The sequence below is a fragment of the Neorhizobium alkalisoli genome, assembly GCF_002968635.1.
GTDB classification, from domain to species: domain Bacteria; phylum Pseudomonadota; class Alphaproteobacteria; order Rhizobiales; family Rhizobiaceae; genus Neorhizobium; species Neorhizobium alkalisoli.
The window spans coordinates 91,152-111,447 of the sequence record NZ_PVBN01000016.1; the positions used below are offsets into that span (position 1 = coordinate 91,152).

The window sequence follows — 20,296 nt, forward strand, 5'->3', positions numbered from 1 at the left end:
TGCGTCGAAGCTACGCAATGCTGGCCGGTTTCGCTTATCTAGTGCTATGATGCGGGACTGAAATTGGGCACCGATCTTCACGCTCCGCTCGGACAGAACCGGCCGGCCGCAAAGCGACGGGCCAGGCGATTTTCCGCAATCACCGTTTTCGGTTTTCTAGCAGTGCTGTGTGTCCTCGGCCTCTCGATCTATGGCATGGGCGGCGATGAGGCGCTGAAGCGGGTCGCAACGACCACGTCTCCGAAGCAGCATTCGGTTCCATCACCTTCGACGAATGCCGAAGAGACTGCAGCCCCCAGTCCTTCCATGCCGCGCTCGAATCCGAATTCCGGTGCCAATATTGAACGAACACTGACTGAAGACGGATCGGTCGTCACGAAATACACGCCCCGCCCGCGGGACGGCGGCGGGCCTGTGTTGCTGGATGCACAGCGCATCGGCCAGGATCCGCGTGTTGCCGCCCAGCCGAATGAGATGCTGCTTGAAGAAACGCCGCATGGCCGGTTGCCGATCGTTGGCCCGGATGGCTTGCGGCCCATGGATCAGTATGCACGGCCTTGGTCGGGCGCACGGGGAACGCGGATCACGATCGTTGTCGGCGGGCTTGGTCTCAGCCAGACCGGTACGCAACGGGCAATCCAGCAATTGCCGGCGGGTGTAACCTTCGCATTCGCTGCCAGCGGCAACAGCTTGCAGCGCTGGATGCAGGAGGCCCGCCGAAGCGGCCACGAAATCCTGATTCAGGTACCTTTCGAACCGTTTGACTACCCGGCAAACGACCCCGGCCCCGGTACCTTGCTGACCAAAACATCCGCCAAGCAAAACCTTGAGCGGTTGCACGAGGCGATGGGCAAGATTACCAACTATACGGGCATCATGAATTATCTGGGAGGCCGCTATCTCGCAGACGCCGACGCCTTGGAACCCATTCTGCGCGACGTTTCAAAACGCGGCCTGCTGTTCCTCGACGATGGCACATCCGGTCAGTCGAAGACTGCAGTCATCGCCAAGGCGATCGATTTGCCGCATGCCTTTGGCGACCTCACTCTCGATGGGCAGTTGCAGGCCGACGCGATCCTCAAGAAGCTGGACGAACTGGAGCGGATCGCGGCACGCAACGGTAGAGCGGTTGGTATCGCATCGGCTTTCGATGAAAGTATTGACGCCATAAGGAAATGGAGTGAAGAGGCTTCGCGGCGCGGTATTGAAATCGTCGGCGTCTCGACGCTGGCCAGCGAGAGCGTTGCACCCTGATGGAGCTAGTCTGCATATGAGCAGCAAGGACAAACGCACGGTCCACGCCGAAGACCTTCCTTACCGGCCCTGCGTCGGGATCATGGTTCTGAACCGCGATGGCCTGGTTTGGGCGGGCCGTCGGATCAGCGAAGGCAATAGCGAATTCGACGGGTCGCCGCAGCTGTGGCAGATGCCGCAGGGCGGGATCGACAAGGGCGAGGATCCGCTCCCCGCTGCCTATCGCGAGCTTTACGAGGAGACAGGCATTCGCTCGGTCACTTTGCTGGCGCAATCCAGCGACTGGATCAATTACGACCTGCCGCCGCATCTCATCGGCATCGGCCTGAAAGGCAAATACCGCGGCCAGACGCAGCGCTGGTTCGCCTTTCGCTTCGAAGGAGACGAAAGTGAAATTGCCATCAATCCGCCGCCAGGAGACCATGCGCCGGAATTTGACGCGTGGGAATGGAAGCCGATGGCCGACCTTCCGGGATTGATCGTGCCCTTCAAGCGCGATGTCTATGTGCAGGTCGTGGCTGAATTTGCTCATCTTGCCAGAACCGCGGCCTAAGGATGATCGCCGGTCAGGGGCTTTTCCCAATTCTGGCGGAACAAAACTCGCCTACCGGTCAAAGAAATGCCCGGCGGAGCAGTGCTCGCCGGGCTTCGCTATCTGATGGCGCCAATACTTATTCGGCAGAATCTGCAGAATCCGCATTGAGAAGACCGTAACGTTCTTCGCCGATCTTCGACAGGAGTTCCAGCTGCGTTTCGAGGAAGTCGATATGACCTTCCTCATCAGCCAGGAGTTCCTCGAAAAGCTTCATGGAGACGTAGTCACCGGCCGCGTGACAGATGTCGCGGGACGCTTTGTAAGCCGTGCGGGCATCGTATTCACCGGCAAGGTCGGCTTCGAGCACTTCCTTGACGTTCTGGCCGATGCGCAATGGTGCTACAGTCTGAAGATTGGGGTGCCCTTCGAGGAAGATGATCCGCGCAACCAGCTTGTCCGCATGTTGCATCTCTTCGATGGATTCCGCACGTTCCTTCTTGGCAAGCTTGGTGTAGCCCCAGTCCTCTAGAAGGCGGTAATGCAGCCAATATTGATTGACAGCGCCGAGCTCGAGAAACAGTGCCTCGTTAAGCCGCTCGATGACCTTTAAGTCGCCTTTCAATGTCCGCTCTCCTGTTTTCTTCGTGGAATTGCTTCAAGCGGGACATATATACAACGACTTCGGCTTCCGTCGAGTCGCGGCGAGCGTGATATTCCTCGGTTGTGCGGATGATAAGATCAACGACGTTGGGAAAGCAGCCGCAACAACGGCCGCGTTTGCTCATCGCATGATAAACTTTGGCCGGAACGATAAGCTGCCAGCAGTCTTCATTAAGGAGCTCAACGATAGTGTCGCGGATTTCCTTGTCGGTGATGTAATTGCAACTGCAAACTAGCATTCTCGCGGCGACCTGCGAAACATGAGCACTAACATCCTCTTTTTGCGAAAGCGATCGCCGGATGTCAAGAAGAATCTAAAGTTCGTCCCTTCTCGAGGAACTGGCGATATATCGGCAGAATACGCCAGAGAATTGATGCCGGTCATATCAATGAAAATTGCGGCCCTTCGGCATCACACGCCCCGGCTCCGGCATGCAGGACGGAAGATCACCGCTCCCTGTTGCTGTTTTGGAAAAACGGTCGTCCATTCCGTTGGAGCGCCGCTTCTGCCGGTGATCGCCGCTGGATTGCAGCGTTTCATCAGCCCGTGCGGATACGCCAAAATGTCGCGTCTCCTTCTGGAGCAGGCCGAGCATGGGCGTAAGGTCCTCGATATGCTCGACCACCGTATGGATGACGCCGCTCTGGCTTTGGAGCCTTCCTTGAATCTTCACAAGCCGCGCCCCCATGACAACCGGCCGGTAGCGCTCGAACATCTTTGGCCAGACGATGGCATTGGCAACTCCGGTCTCATCCTCCAGTGTCATGAAGATCACACCTCTGGCAGATCCTGGCCGCTGCCGCACCAGCACAAGCCCACCGATCGTGACCCTCCGGCCATTCGGGACGTTCAAGAGATCAACGCTGCGGGTGATCCCCATGGACTTGAATTCGTCGCGAAGGAACGAGACCGGATGGGCCTTGAGCGATAAGGAGAGGTATCGATAATCCTCGATCACCTCTTCGCCTGGCAGCATTGCGGGAAGTGGCACCTTCGTTTCCGGCCGAAGGTCTACGCCGTCCGCGACATCGAACAGAGGCAGATCTTCAGCTCCTTTTTTCATATCGAGCCCTCGCACGACCCAGAGGGCCTCCCGGCGGGCAAGCCCCAAGGAGGCGAAAGCATCGGCATCCGCAAGTCGTTCGATGTCCGATTTGTCGAGACCGGACCGCAGCCACAGGTCGTGAACTGATGCGTATCCCCTGCCCCGGTTGGCAAGCAGATGTTTTCTCAGGTCCTTTTCAGCAAGACCTTTGACCTGCCTGAATCCCAGCCGAACGGCATATTTCGTCCGGATCACATCTCTCATGGAGGCATGGCGGCCATCGACGGCATTTTTGTCAAAACCTCTCTCCTCCAGGGTACAGTCCCAATCCGAGTGATTGACATCGACCGGAAGAATTTGCACCCCGTGCTCCCGGGCATCCCGGATGAGCTGCGCCGGCGCATAAAAACCCATCGGTTGCGAATTCAAAAGCGCCGCGCAAAAGACGTCCGGATAATAGGCCTTGATCCAGGAAGACGCATAGACGAGCAAAGCGAATGACGCCGCGTGGCTCTCGGGGAAACCGTATTCCGCAAAGCCCTCGATCTGGCTGAAGCAGCTTTCCGCAAATTCCTGAGAATACTTATTATTCCGCATTCCATCGATGAAATCGCGCTTGAACTCCTCCACTCGTCCCGATCGCTTGAACGTCGCCATCGACCGGCGCAGCTTGTCGGCCTTTTCAGGAGAGAAGCCGGCGCCAGTGATGGCGATTTGCATCGCCTGTTCCTGAAAGAGCGGGACGCCAAGCGTTCTTTCCAATACCTTTTCCAATTCAGGGCTGGGATATTCGATAGGCTGCTTGTTCCTTACGGCTTCCCGCCGCTTCAGATACGGATGAACCATGTTTCCCTGGATCGGACCGGGGCGGACGATCGCCACTTCGACGACGAGATCATAGAATATTCTCGGCCGAAGTCGGGGCAGCATGCTCATCTGCGCCCGGCTTTCGACCTGAAAGACTCCGATCGTATCGGCTCGGCAGATCATGTCGTAGACAGCATCCTGCTCATCTTTCTGAAGCTCGGCCAACGTCTTTTCGTGCTGATAATGCGTCTCCATAAGCTCGAATGCCTTCTTGAGGCAGGTCAGCATGCCGAGCGCAAGTACATCGATCTTCAGAAGTTTAAGCGTATCGAGATCGTCCTTGTCCCACTCGATCATATAACGCCCCGGCATGGCGGTCTTCATGATCGGCACGACCTCATCGAGCCGGTCGCGCGTGATCAGGAAGCCGCCTACATGCTGGGTGAGATGACGCGGGAAACCCATAAGTTCCTTTGCATGGGCCATGACCTTCCTGGTGGTAGGATCCGACACATCAAGGCCGGCGACCTTTGCTTCCCGATCCGAAAGCCCCTCCTCGGACCAGCCCCAGACCGTGCTCGAAAGTGCCGACTGCACGTCCTCCGAAAGCCCGAAGGCCTTGGCCACCTCGCGGCCAGCCATCCGGGTCCGATAGCTGGTGACTGCCGCGGTCAATCCCGCATGGCGATAACCGTAGTGCTCGTAGATATACTGGATGACTTCTTCGCGGCGTGCATGTTCGAAATCGACATCAATATCCGGCGGCTCGTTACGCTCGGTCGAGATGAACCTCGCGAACAGCAGCGTCGTGAATGTTGGATCGACTTCGGTAATGCCAAGACAAAAACAGACGGTAGAATTGGCGGCCGAACCACGCCCTTGGCAGAGAATTTTCAACACATGCCGGGCATGCCACACAATGTGGCGCACCGTCAGGAAGTAAGGTTCGTATGCCATCTCCTTGATAAGATCGAGCTCGTACCTGATCTGGCTCGAAACCTTCTCCTCAATGCCGTCAGGATAGCGGCGCTGGGCTCCTTCCCAGGTAAGCCGTTCCAAGGTTTCAGATACCGTTTCGCCTGGAATGCTCTCATCCGGGTAGTTATGACTGAGCTCATCCAGAGAAAACTTCAGCCGGCTGAAAAACCGTTCCGTATTGGCAATTGCATCCGGATAGGCATGGAAGAGCCGCGCCATTTCAGCCGCATGCTTGATATGCCGCTTTCCGTTTGGAGCCAGACGAAAACCCGCCTGCTGAATTGTCACATGCTCGCGGATGGCGGTCACCACATCCGATAGCGACCGGCGATAAGGCAGATGGAAAAGCGGCAGGTTGGTTGCGATCAAGGGCAGGCGATTGCGGGCGGCGATTTGTGCAAAGGTCGCAAAAACAAGTCCGTCGCGGCCATCATAGGTCGGTGACAGGGCGAGATAGATGTCCTTGCGAAATCGTTCGCGGTAGCTCTTCAGACGACCACCGAAATCGGCAAGATATTCGGGGTCTTCTGCGGAGGAAAAATCCGGAACGACGGCGAGCATCATCTCGTCGCACCATTCCAGAAAATCCCATTCTTCCAGGATACAAGAGCCCTTTTCGGTCCTGAGATTTCCCCGGCTGAGAAGGCGGCAAAGATTGGCCCAGCCCTTCCGGTTGCGCGGATAAGCGAGCACATCCGGGGTGTCGTCAGAAAAAACGAGCCGCGCGCCGGGATAAAACATGCAAGGCCTGATAGCCTCCTCCTCGCCTTCCTTTCTGCCCTGTTCCTGCTGGCGGTTGTAAGTCTCGTGCATTTCTTTGACTTGGTTATGCGCCCGAACCACGCCAGCGACGGAATTCCGGTCGGTGATGCCGAGGCCGGAAAGCCCAAGCAGACTTGCCGTCAGCACCATCTCCTCCGGCCTTGCCGCGCCATCCAGGAAGGAAAAGTTGGTCTTCGCACCGATCTCGAAAAAAGCCGGAATATCCTTCATGCTAAAATCCCGTGGACGCGCCAGACGGGAGCCGCATCTCCCGCTTTGTAGCGACCTTCGCGGAAAATCCAGAAACGGCGGCCCGCCTCGCTTTCCAGGCGAAAATAATCACGTTCCTCGGCGTCCTTCCCGTCGAGCCACCATTCCGGCGAAATCCGTTCTGGTCCCTCGGCCCGCACGACCCGATGAACGATCCGCCGCCAGCGGAAGCGCTGTGGAGGGCCGTCAGGAACCGTGGCAGCAAAGGCCTCGATAGGCTCCGGATATCGGAAGAGCCGCAGAGGCCGATCGACCTTCGGTACGAAGGCAAAAGCCTCCTCGACATTTTCACCCACGACCCTCGCCGCCATCGCAGGCATAAAATCCTCTGCCCGTTCCGGCAGATGGCTTTGTCGCAGCTCCGCGATCTGCAGACAGTTTGGGCCAAATCGGGCCGAAACCTTATCCACGAAGTCAGCAAACGAGGCGTCCCCGTGACCGTCACCGGTGAAATCGCCCTGAGAGGCTTTGAAAAGCTCATGCTCGATCACATTGAGACGTAGAAGTTCGAAACCGAAACCCGCATCGAGATCGTCGTGTACGGCCGTCAATCGCTCGGAAAACAGCGAGGAAATCCGTTTCGGATCGCGCAACGGCTGGGAAGCCCTGACGAGGACACGGAAGACACGGCCATCGACCCGGAATAGCACCAGCTCGAAGACACGGCCGCCGACGCCACGGGCTTCCAGTCCCGGCTTCAGTGAAGCCGCGACCTGCCCTGTCAGTTGCAGGATATGCTCTTCTGCCTGGATCGGATCGGCAAGCTTTCGCTCGACAGACAAGGCGGCAACCGGCCGACGGGGGGAAATGGCTTCTTCATTCAGCCCCAGCACCTGGTCCAGCCGCTGGAGCAGGCCCGTTCCGAAACGGCGCGCAAGCGGAGCGCGCGGCATGGATAGAAGATTCCCAATTCGCTTCAGCCCCAGCTTGTGGAGCGACGAGACGGCAGCCGCGTCGAGACGCAAGGCATTGACCGGGAGTGGCGCCAGCACCTTTTCGATGTCATCGTGGGAGATCACACCGCCGTGGCCGAAGCGGCAGACGGCCCAGGAGACACCGGGCGACGAGGAAATCGCGCCCTTGACGTCGAAACCCATCTGGAAAAGCCGACCCAGAATATCCTTGAGGAGAACCTCTTCCCCACCAAAGAGATGGGCACAGCCGGTGATATCGAGGAAGAGCCCGTCCGGTCCGTCCAAGGCCACGAGGGGAGTATAGCGGTCGCACCAGTCGGCGATGGCTTCGATGAGCGCCTGATCCGCCGCTTCGTCCTCGTCCACGACAGCGATTGCCGGAAACATGGCGCGCGCTTCCGCCAGCCCCTGCCCTCGCCTCAGGCCGAAGCGTTCCGAAACCTCGTCGAGCGCCGTGAGCCGCATGGCATTGTCACGCCGCCCGGCACAGAGGATCGGCGGATGCTCAGGACGCCCTTTCGAACGCCATGATATGCCCCAGAGCCGGCGTGCGATCCGGTCGGTCGGCAGATGCGGGAAGACCAGTGCCAGAATGCGCTGGCGGGGTGCGGAAAGAGAAAATCTCTCCTGCTTTGGAATTGAGGGAAAATTGACGGTCATGAGGGTTCCACTCCAAAAGGAAGGAGAGCGGAGCCGGATTGCGGCTCTTCTCCAAAGTGAGACGGAAAACGGGATGACCGATGCTGCCGCCAAGCACGGATCCATCCGGAAGACGCCGCCCGGAGGCCGGCGCCGGTTCGGTAAGAAAGCGAAAGGAAGCGCTGCTCGCCTCTTCCTCACCCGCATGCCGCAGAAGAAAAAGCGGTCGCCCCGCCGCCTTTGTCCGAAGGTTCAGCCTCCGGCTTTCGGTAAGGCCGAAATTCTTGAGATTGCCGCGGATTTCAAGAATAGTGGCGGAAAGCGCCCTGCTTGCCAGTGCCGTTTCCGCAAGCCATAGCGCCTCATCCAGCTTTCGCGGCGATGCATAGAGAACCTCGTGAGGCTTCAATCCGAACTGCCTGAGACCCGGCGCATAAGGAGCGCCCGCCTCCTGCCTGGAGACGGCGTCACCGATCCACAGAACAGGCCCTCCACTGACCTCCCTTCCCTTAAGATGAGACACGAGCGCGAAGGTGAACCCGCTTGCCGCGCCTGCATCTCCCATCAATCGTGTGCGGACTTCCGTAATTCCATCAAGCGGCAAACCGCCCTCCAAGGCGACATCCAGAGGATCTATGCCGAAGGGAAGACGAAGCTGTTTTATCTTGGCTTTTTCGCATTCCGGGTTTTCGGCAGCCTGCGCCTGTTCTGCCGCGGCAAGGGCTGGCAGGGATTTCCCCTCCAGTCGGGCGATCTGTGCGCGCAGGGCAAAAAGTCTCTCCTGCGCCGTGGCGTTCTCGGCCATGGCGTCAGCTCCATCCACATATGTTCACTTTATGTTCTTAGAGATTCCAGAGGTCGAGAGAAGAGTCAACAGAAGAGTCTCAGGAATCTTTTCCTCTTCCGATAGGCCAATGATTCTTCTCTCGAAAAATATCTTCGGAGGCACTATATGGGCCTGATCAGAAGGAGAGCCCATGGCCCGTATTGACCAGACCGACGATTGGCAGGATCGCCACGCGCCGACGATCAGCACGTTCGAGTCGCTAGCGATCGATGCTTATGGTCATCTGCCGGAGGAATTCCGGGCGCTCACGACCAATCTCACCATCGAGATCGAAGAATTTCCGGACGACGAGGTTTTCGAGGATATGGCACTCGAAACCCCCTTCGACCTCCTTGGCCTGTTCGAAGGCCGCGGCATTTCCGAACGTTTCAACATGGAAACGGGCGAACTGCCGAATCGCATCCGGCTCTACCGGCGTCCCATCCTGGACTATTGGGCCGAGAACGAGGAAACCCTGGGCGATATCATCACCCATGTGCTGATCCACGAGATCGGTCACCATTTCGGCCTGAGCGATGATGACATGGAGCGCATCGAAGCCAGCGCCGACGCCGCCGCACAGCGCTGACTAGACCTGGCACTCACTGCTCGCCAAGCTTCATGTCCGGATGATAATCCTTCCCCTCCACGGTTTTGGTGACCGCCTGTCCGCACTGCATTTCGCCGGTCGTGGCGTTGAAGGCATAGGTCGGCGAACCATGAAGCTCCCACCCCTTGTTCAGCGCAGCCGTCACCTTGTGACAGAAGGAAGCGTCGTCGGGACCGGTGAGAAGACGGTAGAGTTTCATGAGGATTTCTTTCGTTCGGCTAGGAATTTCACCTTGGCGACAAGTTTCTCGGCCTCCGCAAGGTGAAGGCGTTCGACCATCTGGCCGTTGAGGTTGATCACATTGAGATGGCGCGCTTCCGGCTCAGCAAAAGCGGCAATGATCGTTTCAGCGTCTTTCACCGCTTCCGGATCGGGTCCGAAATGCCGGTTCGCGAGTTCGATTTGGGTGGGATGGATCAGCATTTTTCCGGAAAAACCCATGGCGCGGCCTTGCCGACATTCTGTCTCGAGAGCCTCCGTGTCCCGGAAATCATTGAAGACACTGTCGATGACATCGATGCCATGGGCCCGGCCCGCCAGCACGATCTGCATGAGCCAGGGCACAAGATAGGCACGACCCGGCTGCGACAGCACCCCGGTTTCCTTGCGCAGGTCGTTGAGACCAACGACGAAACACTTGATCCGTTCATCGGCAGCCGCAATCACTGATGCATTCAAGACGCCCCTCGGCGTTTCGATCATCGCCCAGATGGCAAGATCGTCCGGGGACCCGGCTTCCGAAAGAATATCCGCCACGGACTGCACCTCGGCCACGTGCTCGACCTTGGGAATCAGCACCACATCCGGAGAGATCTCCACCGCAAGATCCATGTCCGCCCTGCCGAATTCGGTCTCGAGCGCATTGATGCGGAGGATGCGCTCCACTCCCTGCAGCGGTTTTTCCTTAAACAGGCGGCGCAGGTTCTCACGTGCCTCGGCTTTCTTTTCCGGCGCGACGGAATCTTCAAGATCGAAGATGACGGCATCGCAGTCGAGATTCCGGACCTTCTCCAACGCTCTATGGTTGCTGGCCGGCACGCTTAGAACCGAACGGCGAAGACGAACGGGGGAAAAATTGATGTCGGTCAAGGAGATCATCACGACTTTCTGCCAATCTTTTGAGGTCTCGGCAATACCGCATTGCGCAAAACCCCTTGCAAGAAAGGGCGCAAGGGCCCACATTCTTCGATGAGAAAGGTTTGGATCATGCATAACATTCGCGTTTTCTTCGTCATCATATCGGCAATTGCCGTGCTCGCCATGGCAGCGCTTCTGACGGCATCGCTAACTGTCGCCTTTGCCGGTATTCTTGCAGTTCTTTCCATCGGACGAGCGCTTTCGGCCCGGCTGAAACCAGTTCCGGTGCGGGCGAAGGCAGATAAGCGCGAGATGCATGTCTGGAACGACGGACGCGGAACGATCATAGACCTGTAGTCCGGAAACGCCCCTTAAAGGCAAATGCGCTGAAAACCAGCGCATCAGCGTACCGGTTCCAGGCAAACAGCCCTTCAAATCCTTGCGGATTTGTTTTATGGCAGCTTCCGCAGATTAGTCCATGTGGAGGCAGATCGTGGAAAAGTTCACCAAACTCACCGGCGTCGCAGCGCCGCTTCCGGTCGTGAATATCGATACGGACATGATCATTCCGAAGGACTACCTCAAGACGATCAAGCGCACCGGCCTCGGCAAGGGTCTCTTTGCGGAAGCCCGCTATAACGAAGACGGCGCTGAAAACCCGGATTTCGTGCTGAACAAGCCGGCATACAGAAATGCCAAGATTCTGGTTGCCGGTGACAATTTCGGCTGCGGCTCTTCCCGTGAGCATGCGCCCTGGGCGCTTCTCGATTTCGGCATTCGCTGCGTCATCTCCACGAGCTTCGCGGACATCTTCTACAATAACTGTTTCAAGAACGGCATCCTGCCGATCGTCGTCAGCCCGGAAAACCTGGAAAAGCTGATGGACGATGCCGAGCGCGGCTCGAACGCCATCCTCTCTGTCGATCTGGAAGCGCAGGAAATCACCGGTCCGGACGGCGGTTCGATCCATTTCGACATCGATCCCGGCCGTCGCCACATCATGCTCGAAGGCCTCGACGATATCGCCTCGACCATGAAGAGCGATGCCGCAATCAGCAGCTTCGAGACCAAGAACCGCACCGAGCGCCCCTGGCTCTGATCAGGACACGCTCTCATGGTCAAGCGGATCTCCTCCGGATCGCCTTTCGAAACGCGGATCGGTTATTCACGCGCCGTCGTGGACCGGGACATGGTCTACGTCTCCGGCACGACCGGCTATGATTATGCAAAGATGGAAATGCCAGACGATGTTGCGGCCCAGACGCGCAACGCGCTAGGCACCATCGAAAAAGCCCTGAAGGAAGCCGGAAGCGGTCTGCAGGACGTCCTGCGTGTGCGTTACTACCTGGTCGATATGGCCGACTATGACGCCGTCGTGGATGTGCTCGGCGCAACCTTTTCCGAAATCCGACCCGCCGCGACCATGGTCGTCTGCGGTCTCACCACGCCTGAAATGAAAATCGAGATCGAAGTCACCGCCCGCGTCGGCGCCGGCAGTTCCTGAACCTTTCCAGCCTCGTCCTCGACAGGCTCGGACGAGGTTTCGCCAGGCGCGAGATCCGCGCGGGAGGACCTGAGCCTGCAAAAACCAAGGACACCACAAGATATGGCAAAGAACCTCTTCCTCCTTCCCGGCGACGGTATCGGCCCTGAGGCCATGGGCGAAGTCCGCAAGATCATCGCCCACATGAACAGCGCCATGCAGGCCGATTTCGCGCTCGACGAAGGCTTGGTCGGGGGCTGCGCCTATGACGCTCACGGCGTCGCCATTTCCGAGGAAGACATGGCCAAGGCCATGGAGGCGGATGCCGTGCTCTTCGGCGCCGTCGGCGGACCGAAATGGGATCACGTTCCTTACGAGGTTCGCCCGGAAGCCGGTCTGCTGCGCCTGCGCAAGGACCTGGAGCTCTTCGCCAATCTGCGGCCCGCCATCTGCTATCCGGCGCTCGCGTCTGCTTCGTCTCTGAAGCCGGAACTGGTCGAAGGCCTCGACATTCTGATCGTTCGGGAATTGACTGGCGGCGTTTACTTCGGCGAACCGAAGGAAATCATCGATCTCGGGAATGGACAAAAGCGCGGCATCGACACGCAGGTCTACGATACCTATGAGATCGAGCGCATCGCCGGCGTTGCCTTCGAGCTTGCCCGCACCCGCAGCAATGCAGTCTGCTCCATGGAAAAGCGCAACGTCATGAAGTCCGGCGTGCTCTGGAACCAGGTGGTCACCGAGACTCACAAGCGCTCCTATTCAGAGGTAAAGCTCGAGCATATGCTGGCCGATGCCGGCGGCATGCAGCTGGTGCGCCAGCCGAAGCAGTTCGATGTCATCGTCACCGACAACCTGTTCGGCGACATGCTCTCCGACGTCGCGGCCATGCTGACCGGCTCGCTCGGCATGCTGCCGTCCGCCTCGCTCGGCGCACCCGATACCAAGACCGGCAAGCGCAAGGCGCTCTATGAGCCGGTACACGGCTCGGCACCTGACATCGCCGGCAACGGCATTGCCAATCCGATCGCAATGATCGCCTCCTTTGCCATGTGCCTGCGTTATTCCTTCAATATGGTCAAGGAAGCGGACAATCTGGAAAAGGCGATCGCCAACGTGCTGGATCAGGGCATCCGCACCGGCGACATCATGGCCGAGGGCTGCCGCCAAGTCGGTACGTCCGAAATGGGCGACGCGATCCTCAAGGAGTTCGTCAGCCTCTCCGCCTGATGCCCATACCGGTCTTTCCGCACAGTGCGGAAAGACCTTTCGCCGTTTTGTTTTCAGCATCTGGCTACCCATATCGAGAAATCTATGGGAGAGAGCGCGGAGATCGCTCCCGCGCCACGGATAGAGGCCGATGAAACGGACAATCGAAAAACTGAAATACCGCCGCTATCGCTACCATCCAGGGTCTTCCTCGCCCCGGTTGTGGCCCTATGCGCTGGTTACGGTCAACCTGATCCTGATCGCCTTTTTCCTGCTGGATGCCCCCGTCGGTTCCTATGCGGCTCATACCCGCAATCTTCTGAAACCTTTCGGAGAAACCATTACCGACCTCGGCAAGTCCGGCTGGATCCTGTTTGGAAGCGCCATCATTTTCTTCGAGGCGCTCGCCGTCATCCGGCTTGCGCCGACGCTGAAGGCGCGCTTCCAGGCGATGCTTGTCAGCCATATGGCCATCTACCTCTTCCTCTGCGTTGCCGGCTCCGGGCTGGCGGCCAATCTCTTGAAGCGCATCATCGGGCGGGCGCGCCCTGTTCTTTACGAACAGTGGTCTTCATACGGGTTCAATCCCTTTTCCGGCTCCCGCTTCGAGAGTTTTCCCTCCGGCCATGCCACGACCGTCGGCGCCTTCCTGATGGCCATGGCCATCCTTGCCCCGCCTTACAGACTTCTCTTTCTGGTCATGAGCCTTTGGGTCGGCTTTTCACGCGTCATCGTTGCCGCCCATTATCCGAGCGACGTGGTCGCCGGCCTTTCCTTTGGCGCCTGGTTCTCGATCCTCACGGCGATTGCCTTCTCCCGTTACGGCCTGCTGTTCAGGCAGGAACCGGACGGATGGCCGGTTTTGCGCCGACCGATACCCTTGATCATGCGCCCCGATCGCGTAAACGCACCTTTCCCGCCACGCGGAACGCCTCCAGCGCGTGAGGAGAAGGCTTGAAAGAAATGAAAAACCCGGCGCAGAAACTGCGCCGGGCTTTTTCGTTATCGGTTCCTTCCGGTGAAAGACTATTCCGCGTGGATATCGCGATCCTTCGTTTCAGGCAGGAAGAGCAAGCCGATCACCAGTGTGATGCCGGCAAATACGATCGGGTACCAGAGGCCAAAGTAGATATCGCCCTTGGCGGCACTCATTGCGAATGCCGTCGCCGGCAGAAGGCCACCGAACCAGCCGTTGCCGATATGGTAGGGCAGCGACATGCCGGTGTAGCGGATGCGGGTCGGGAAGAGTTCAACCAGCAGGGCCGCGATCGGGCCATAGACCATGGTGACATAGATCACCAGAACCGTCAGGATGGCGATGATCGCTACCCAATTGACCGCCTGCGGATCAGCCACCATCGAGAAGGTGCCGGAGTTCGGGACAGTGTAGACTGCCATCTCGGTCACGCCAGTGGCTTCTTCTGCAGTCAGCAGCTTCTGTGTCACGAGGTCGGGACCTGCAACTGAAGCCTTGTTGCCGGCGCGAACGGCGGCTGCATCGAGCTTCAGTTCCGGATTTGCCGCAATGAAGGCATCAAGCTTTGCGTCCGGCACCTTCGAGGCAGCGCGTGCCAGCGGATAACCGCTCGCCTGCAGTGCAACGTTCACCTGCTTCTGGAATGCTCCATCCTTGGCCTTTGCATCAGCGCCGGCAGCGACGGCGTCATAGCTGGTGATCGTCGCATCGCCGATCTTCACGGTGGCCGGCGTACCGGCTGGACCGGCAACGACCTCGTAAGGCACCGAATTGCGGGTCAGGTACGAAGTCGCAATGTCGCAGGACGTGGTGAACTTTGCTGTACCTGTCGGGTTGAACTGGAACTTGCAGTCGCCCGGAGCCGCCGTCACCGTCGCCCGCACACTTGCCTGGGCTTGCGCCAGAGCCGGATTGCCGGCCCAGGTCATGGCCTTGAACAGCGGGAAGTAGGTCACCATGGCCAGAAGCAGACCTGCCATGATGATCGGCTTGCGGCCGATCTTGTCGGAAAGCCAGCCGAAGAAGACGAAGAAGCCGGTGCCCAGAAGAAGCGAGGCAGCAACCATCAGGTTCGCGGACTGCGCATCAACCTTGAGAATGTTCTGCAGGAAGAACAAGGCGTAGAACTGGCCGGAATACCAGACGACGGCCTGACCGACCACTGCGCCGAACAGAGCGAGAAGCGCGATCTTCGCGTTCCGCCACTGGCCGAATGCCTCTGTGAGCGGAGCCTTGGACCCCTTGCCTTCTTCCTTCATCTTCTTGAAGGCAGGCGACTCGTTCATCTTCAGACGAATCCAGACCGACACTCCGAGCAGGATGACCGAAAGGAGGAACGGAATGCGCCATCCCCAGGCAGCAAAGGCTTCACGACCCATGATCAACTGGACGCCGAGAATGACGACCAGCGACAGGAACAGACCGAGGGTAGCCGTGGTCTGAATCCACGAGGTGAAAAAGCCGCGCCGGCCATGCGGCGCATGTTCCGCCACGTAGGTCGCAGCACCACCGTATTCGCCGCCCAGCGCCAGACCCTGCAGCATGCGCAGCGCGATCAGCAGGATCGGAGCAGCGATGCCGATCGAAGCTGCGCCGGGCAGAATGCCGACCAGGAAGGTCGAAAGACCCATGATCAGAATGGTGACGAGGAAGGTGTATTTGCGGCCGACGAGGTCGCCAAGACGGCCGAACACAAGCGCGCCGAAAGGGCGCACCAGGAAGCCTGCGGCGAAAGCCAGGAGCGCAAAGATGTTTCGGGTGGTTTCCGGATATTGGCTGAAGAAGGCAGCGCCGATGAAGGTTGCCAGTGAGCCGTAAAGATAGAAGTCGTACCATTCGAAAACAGTGCCGAGCGAGGAGGCGAAGATAACCTTCTTCTCCTCTCGCGTCATACCGCCGGTTCTTACCTCGGCAGTCGTTGCGACATTTGCCATTGTCGTCCTCCCAAAGAATAAACTCGCGTGCCGGCTCCCATGTCCTTTCCCTCCTGGACATGGATAGGGCGACGCATTGTCGCAGATTGGCAGAATTCGAGGCAAAGGAAGAGAGATGCTTTGGGATTATGACTTTCGTCTAATACCGGGGCACCGGGCGTAATGAAATATCTCAGCAAGGAGGGATGACATTGCTCTTGTTACCTGCGGTTCAAGCCATCGCTTGACTCATGACGAAAATCTTCTAAACACCTTCGCGAACGGAAAGACACATCTATGCGTGCTCGCGAATTCGACATCGCTGCCTTTGCACTGCCGGCTGCTCAGCTCGGGCAGCGGGCATGTTTTTCCGCTTTCTCTAAAACCATGGCCAAAACGACGACGAAAACCGTCTGACGTCTCTGGCCGCCGCTCTCTCCCCGGCAAGGCCGGGGACCAGGAATACGCGGACGAAATCCCGCGGCTTCCCCCTCACCGGATCGAGGAGAGACAGAAAGAGAGCAAAAAATGGGTTTCAAGATTGCAGTCGCTGGGGCAACCGGCAATGTCGGCAGGGAAATGCTGACAATTCTTTCCGAACGCGGCTTTCCGGCGGGTGAGGTCGTGGCACTTGCTTCCGCTCGTTCCCAGGGAACCGATGTTTCTTACGGCGACCGTACGCTGAAGGTTTCCAATCTCGAAAACTACGACTTTTCCGACACCGATATCTGCCTGATGTCGGCCGGCGGCGAGATATCCAAGAAGTGGTCCCCGAAGATCGGCGCCCAGGGCTGCGTCGTCATCGATAACTCGTCTGCTTGGCGCTACGACTCCGAAGTGCCTCTGATCGTGCCGGAAGTGAACCCGGATGCGATCGACGGGTTTACCAGGAAGAACATCATTGCCAACCCGAATTGCTCGACTGCTCAGCTCGTCGTCGCGCTGAAGCCACTCCACGACTTCGCCAAGATCAAGCGCGTCGTCGTTTCCACCTACCAGTCCGTTTCCGGTGCCGGTAAGGAAGGCATGGACGAGCTCTTCACCCAGACCCGCGCCGTCTTCGTCGCCGATCCCGTCGAGACGAAGAAGTTCACGAAGCGCATTGCCTTCAACGTCATCCCGCATATCGATGTCTTCATGGAAGACGGTTATACGAAGGAAGAGTGGAAGGTCCTGGCCGAGACGAAGAAGATGCTTGATCCGAAGATCAAGGTAACGTGCACTGCCGTGCGCGTCCCCGTCTTCATCGGTCACTCGGAATCAGTCAACATCGAGTTCGAAAACGAGATCACCGCTGACCAGGCCCGCGATATCCTGCGCGAAGCGCCGGGCTGCCTGGTGATCGACAAGCACGAAAACGGCGGCTACATCACGCCTTACGAGTGCGCCGGGGAAGATGCCACCTACATCTCCCGCATTCGCGAAGACGCAACGGTCGAGAACGGTCTCAATATGTGGGTCGTTTCGGACAACCTGCGTAAGGGTGCAGCGCTGAACGCAGTGCAGATTGCCGAGCTGCTCGTGAACAGGGGCCTGATCAAGCCACGCAAGGCGGCAGCCTGAAAGCACTAAATTTATTAAACATGTTCGGATAAAAGACCCTGCCAGAAATGGCGGGGTTTCCCCGGCGAATCATCGCCCATCACGAACTGTTCATGAACGGGTGAGTTGCGAATGGTCGCTGCCCCCGTCATAAGGCCGAAAATACCTCCCCGGACGCTGCGACCAAGCGATCCGGCTGACCACGGATTTACTGTATGAAGAAGATTTTGCTGGCAGGACTGATTGCAACCGGTTTCGTGACCACCACTCCGGCTTTTGCAGCGCTTCAATGCGGTAACGACTCATCCGGCTTTGCGCGCTGGGTCGACGAGTTCAAGCGCGTCGCTCCGGGGAATGGCGTCAGCCCGTCGGTGGTGGAAAAGGCCTTCGCCGGCATCGCCTACAATCGCGAAACGATCCGAGCCGATCGTGGCCAGAAAAGTTTCAAGCTCTCCTTTGACGAATTCATGCGCAAACGCGGCGGGGCTGCCATCATCTCCCGCGGCAAGAGCATGAAGTCCGGCAACGCATCCCTCTTTGCGTCGATCGAGCGCCGCTACGGCGTACCGGCCGGACCGCTCCTTGCCATCTGGGGCATGGAGACCGGCTTCGGTGGCTTCATGGGCAATCAGCATACGCTATCGGCCGTTGCAACGCTTGCTTACGACTGCCGCCGCTCAGCCTATTTCACGGAGCAGCTCTACGCCGCTCTCCAGCTTGTCGGCCGCGGTGACCTGAGCACCTCGGCGAAGGGTGCGGCTCACGGCGAGATCGGCCAGACCCAATTCCTGCCGCTGAACGTCGTACGTTACGGCGCCGATGGGGATGGGGATGGCCACGTCGACATGGTCCGCTCGCGCGCCGACGCGCTTGCCTCGACCGCCAACTTCCTGCGCGGCCATGGCTGGCGAGCCGGCGCCGGGTATCAGCCCGGAGAACCGAACTTCTCTGCCATCCAGGGCTGGAATGCTGCGAGCGTCTATCAGCAGGCAATCGCCCACATCGGCGCCCGGATCGATGGTCAGTAATTCAGCAAAGTGAAGGTCAGGCCGACGCCTGCTCGGCCTGAAGCCGCGACTCGTCCAGGTCCGGACGAATGAAATCGCCGTTCTCGTTCATCACCCACAATTCGCCGGTCGAGATGTCGAACCAGGCGCCGTGAATGCTGAGTTCGCCCTTCTCGCAACGTTTGCGCACAAACGGGAATGTCTCGAGATTGGCGATCGAATTGCGGATCGATACCCGTTCAAGCGCCGTCTGCCGCTCCGCCTGGGTCATGAAATCGTTGCTTTGGATCAGTTCGGCCGCTGGCCGGACCAGCGCCATCCACCGGCCGATGAAATCGCCGGGCGAAAGCGGCTCCATCGCCGGATCGAGCGCCGCCCGAATACCGCCGCAGCGACCATGACCCATGACGACGATATTCTCGATTTCCAACACCTGCACCGCATATTCCAGCGCCGCCGAGGTGGCGTGAAACTGGCTGTCCGGCTCGTAGGGCGGCACCATGTTGGCGACGTTGCGGACCACGAAAAGTTCGCCCGGGCCGCAATCGAAAATGGTTTCCGGCGCAGCGCGAGAATCGCAACAGGCAATGAGAAGCGCATGGGGCTTCTGTCCGGTTTCCGCCAGCACGCGGTAGCGTTCGCGTTCGTCGGTGTAGCGCCCGCTCATGAAGCTGCGGTAACCCGCCAGAAGTCTGTCTGGAAAATCCATCATGGGGAAAGGATTATAGCGCCGGCGGCCCAATATCAACGGTGATTGTGCAGTTGCTAAGATGAAAGCCGCATCAACGTTTCGCCCGCTGCAGCGGGTGCACGAGCCTGCGCATCTGTACCATCGCCATCGGCGTGGAAAGGCTGGAAGCATCCGTCTCCAATGTCAGTTCGTCTCCTCCTCGCTTGGCCGTGCGCGCGAGAATCTCGAAAACGCTGGCCGTTGCGAGCTGCAACGCCTTTTCCTCATCCATGCCGGCCAGAATACGCCCCAGGAAAAGGGCGCTGAGGAGATCGCCGAGACCGTTCGGCGGATTGTCGATCAGCCGATGCTCGGCGAGCAATGCATGTTTACCGGTGAGATAGAGATTGCCGGTACCGCCTGCCATCATCGGAACGGCAGAGGTGACCAGGATGCGCGGCGGTCCCAGCGCGATCGCGGCGTCCATGATCTCGTTGTTGGTTTCCAGCGGCGCTCCGGAAAGCCAGGCAAGCTCGTAACGATTGGGCGTCGCGATGGTGGCAAGCGGAATAAGCTCGTCGCGGATCGCCTCTGCGGTCGGCTGTGGGATATAGAGCCCGCCGAGATCGCCCATCACCGGGTCGCAGACATAGAGGAGCTGCGGATTTTTCTCCCTCAAGGCCCGGATCAGCCGTGCCACCGAGCGCGGTTGGGCGGCGTTGCCGAAATAGCCCGTCAGGACGGCCTTCACCTCACCGAGCCATGGCGCACGAATGAGATCGTCTATAGCTTTGTCGAAATCTGATTCGTGGAAAGTCAGCCTCGTGGAAGGCCCATGACCCGGATGCCAGGGAAGAACGATGGTCGGCATTGCCCACACTGGATATCCAAGCGTTTCCAAGGCGAAGACGGCGGCGCGATTGCCGACAGAGCCGCGAATGACGTGGCTGGAAATGACGATGACGGCATTGCTGTTGTCCTGCATGAGTCTGGTTTCCGACTTCGATGGCCTGTTGATGGTTTCTTCGCACGGCTGTGTCAATAATAGTCCAAAAGAATGCGGCAACCTGGCATGTGGACATGGATCGGCCACGTTGCGACAAGATGACAGAGCA

Annotated in this window: 20 protein-coding genes; 10 read left to right on the forward strand and 10 right to left on the reverse strand. The window is 58.7% G+C overall.

The features are described 5' to 3' along the window. Nucleotides 1-63 precede the first annotated feature (63 nt). Nucleotides 64-1,254: a divergent polysaccharide deacetylase family protein gene (locus C5L13_RS26235; protein WP_105386212.1), complete on the forward strand. Its 1,191-nt coding sequence runs from the start codon at nucleotides 64-66 to the stop codon at nucleotides 1,252-1,254. Nucleotides 1,255-1,270: 16 nt separating this feature from the next. Next, nucleotides 1,271-1,807: an RNA pyrophosphohydrolase gene (locus C5L13_RS26240; protein ID WP_105386213.1), complete on the forward strand. Its 537-nt coding sequence runs from the start codon at nucleotides 1,271-1,273 to the stop codon at nucleotides 1,805-1,807. 118 nt (nucleotides 1,808-1,925) lie between these two features. Here C5L13_RS26240 and bfr read toward each other — a convergent pair whose 3' ends face one another. From bfr to C5L13_RS29410, 5 genes are all read right to left on the reverse strand, one after another. After that, complete coding sequence (gene bfr / locus C5L13_RS26245; protein WP_105372165.1) at nucleotides 1,926-2,411, reverse strand: bacterioferritin; 486 nt, start codon at nucleotides 2,409-2,411, stop codon at nucleotides 1,926-1,928. Next, a complete protein-coding gene (locus C5L13_RS29405) occupies nucleotides 2,377-2,688 on the reverse strand; it encodes a (2Fe-2S)-binding protein (RefSeq protein WP_105386214.1) in 312 nt (103 codons plus the stop codon). Before C5L13_RS29405 ends, bfr begins: the two co-directional genes overlap by 35 nt. A gap of 147 nt (nucleotides 2,689-2,835) precedes the next feature. After that, entirely contained in the window at nucleotides 2,836-6,273 is a 3,438-nt protein-coding gene (locus tag C5L13_RS26255; RefSeq protein ID WP_105386215.1) for an error-prone DNA polymerase, read from the reverse strand. Beyond that, nucleotides 6,270-7,820 (reverse strand): Y-family DNA polymerase, encoded by a 1,551-nt coding sequence (locus tag C5L13_RS26260; RefSeq protein WP_280952656.1) that lies wholly within the window; start codon nucleotides 7,818-7,820, stop codon nucleotides 6,270-6,272. Before C5L13_RS26260 ends, C5L13_RS26255 begins: the two co-directional genes overlap by 4 nt. Next, nucleotides 7,732-8,670, reverse strand: coding sequence for an ImuA family protein (locus tag C5L13_RS29410; protein ID WP_245571483.1), 939 nt, complete (start codon nucleotides 8,668-8,670; stop codon nucleotides 7,732-7,734). Before C5L13_RS29410 ends, C5L13_RS26260 begins: the two co-directional genes overlap by 89 nt. 172 nt (nucleotides 8,671-8,842) lie before the next feature. Here C5L13_RS29410 and C5L13_RS26270 point away from each other — a divergent pair, with 172 nt between their 5' ends. Then, the gene (locus C5L13_RS26270) at nucleotides 8,843-9,280 is read left to right on the forward strand and encodes a metallopeptidase family protein (RefSeq protein ID WP_105386218.1); all 438 of its coding nucleotides are present in this window, start codon (nucleotides 8,843-8,845) and stop codon (nucleotides 9,278-9,280) included. A 13-nt stretch (nucleotides 9,281-9,293) separates the two neighbouring features. Here C5L13_RS26270 and C5L13_RS26275 read toward each other — a convergent pair whose 3' ends face one another. Both C5L13_RS26275 and C5L13_RS26280 read right to left on the reverse strand, forming a co-directional pair. Next, a complete protein-coding gene (locus C5L13_RS26275; RefSeq protein WP_105386219.1) occupies nucleotides 9,294-9,500 on the reverse strand; it encodes a DUF1737 domain-containing protein in 207 nt (68 codons plus the stop codon). Continuing rightward, nucleotides 9,497-10,399, reverse strand: a complete 903-nt coding sequence (locus C5L13_RS26280) for an HpcH/HpaI aldolase/citrate lyase family protein (RefSeq protein ID WP_105386248.1) — start codon at nucleotides 10,397-10,399, stop codon at nucleotides 9,497-9,499. Before C5L13_RS26280 ends, C5L13_RS26275 begins: the two co-directional genes overlap by 4 nt. A 108-nt stretch (nucleotides 10,400-10,507) precedes the next feature. Here C5L13_RS26280 and C5L13_RS26285 point away from each other — a divergent pair, with 108 nt between their 5' ends. The 5 genes from C5L13_RS26285 (at nucleotide 10,508) to lpxE (ending at nucleotide 14,031) form a co-directional block, all read left to right on the forward strand. Next, a complete protein-coding gene (locus C5L13_RS26285) occupies nucleotides 10,508-10,735 on the forward strand; it encodes a hypothetical protein (RefSeq protein ID WP_105386220.1) in 228 nt (75 codons plus the stop codon). Between the two features lie 136 nt (nucleotides 10,736-10,871). Then, complete coding sequence (leuD, locus tag C5L13_RS26290) at nucleotides 10,872-11,477, forward strand: 3-isopropylmalate dehydratase small subunit (RefSeq protein WP_105386249.1); 606 nt, start codon at nucleotides 10,872-10,874, stop codon at nucleotides 11,475-11,477. Nucleotides 11,478-11,492: 15 nt separating this feature from the next. Then, nucleotides 11,493-11,882: a RidA family protein gene (locus tag C5L13_RS26295; RefSeq protein WP_105386221.1), complete on the forward strand. Its 390-nt coding sequence runs from the start codon at nucleotides 11,493-11,495 to the stop codon at nucleotides 11,880-11,882. 102 nt (nucleotides 11,883-11,984) lie between these two features. Next, entirely contained in the window at nucleotides 11,985-13,094 is a 1,110-nt protein-coding gene (gene leuB, locus C5L13_RS26300) for a 3-isopropylmalate dehydrogenase (RefSeq protein ID WP_105386222.1), read from the forward strand. A 130-nt stretch (nucleotides 13,095-13,224) separates the two neighbouring features. Continuing rightward, nucleotides 13,225-14,031 carry a lipid A 1-phosphatase LpxE gene (gene lpxE, locus C5L13_RS26305; protein ID WP_105386223.1) on the forward strand — a complete coding sequence of 269 codons (807 nt, stop codon included), beginning with the start codon at nucleotides 13,225-13,227 and terminating at the stop codon, nucleotides 14,029-14,031. Nucleotides 14,032-14,099: 68 nt separating this feature from the next. On the opposite strand, the gene C5L13_RS26310 is transcribed toward lpxE, so the two are convergent. Further along, complete coding sequence (locus tag C5L13_RS26310; protein WP_105386224.1) at nucleotides 14,100-15,983, reverse strand: MFS transporter; 1,884 nt, start codon at nucleotides 15,981-15,983, stop codon at nucleotides 14,100-14,102. A gap of 507 nt (nucleotides 15,984-16,490) precedes the next feature. Here C5L13_RS26310 and C5L13_RS26315 point away from each other — a divergent pair. Both C5L13_RS26315 and C5L13_RS26320 read left to right on the forward strand, forming a co-directional pair. Then, entirely contained in the window at nucleotides 16,491-17,525 is a 1,035-nt protein-coding gene (locus C5L13_RS26315) for an aspartate-semialdehyde dehydrogenase (protein ID WP_105386225.1), read from the forward strand. A 194-nt stretch (nucleotides 17,526-17,719) separates the two neighbouring features. After that, the gene (locus C5L13_RS26320) at nucleotides 17,720-18,532 is read left to right on the forward strand and encodes a lytic murein transglycosylase (protein ID WP_105386226.1); all 813 of its coding nucleotides are present in this window, start codon (nucleotides 17,720-17,722) and stop codon (nucleotides 18,530-18,532) included. 16 nt (nucleotides 18,533-18,548) lie between these two features. On the opposite strand, the gene C5L13_RS26325 is transcribed toward C5L13_RS26320, so the two are convergent. Together C5L13_RS26325 and pdxY are read right to left on the reverse strand one after the other, a co-directional pair. Continuing rightward, nucleotides 18,549-19,223, reverse strand: a complete 675-nt coding sequence (locus C5L13_RS26325; RefSeq protein WP_105386227.1) for a carbonic anhydrase — start codon at nucleotides 19,221-19,223, stop codon at nucleotides 18,549-18,551. A 70-nt stretch (nucleotides 19,224-19,293) separates the two neighbouring features. After that, entirely contained in the window at nucleotides 19,294-20,166 is an 873-nt protein-coding gene (gene pdxY, locus C5L13_RS26330; protein WP_105386228.1) for a pyridoxal kinase PdxY, read from the reverse strand. Between the last annotated feature and the right edge of the window lie 130 nt (nucleotides 20,167-20,296).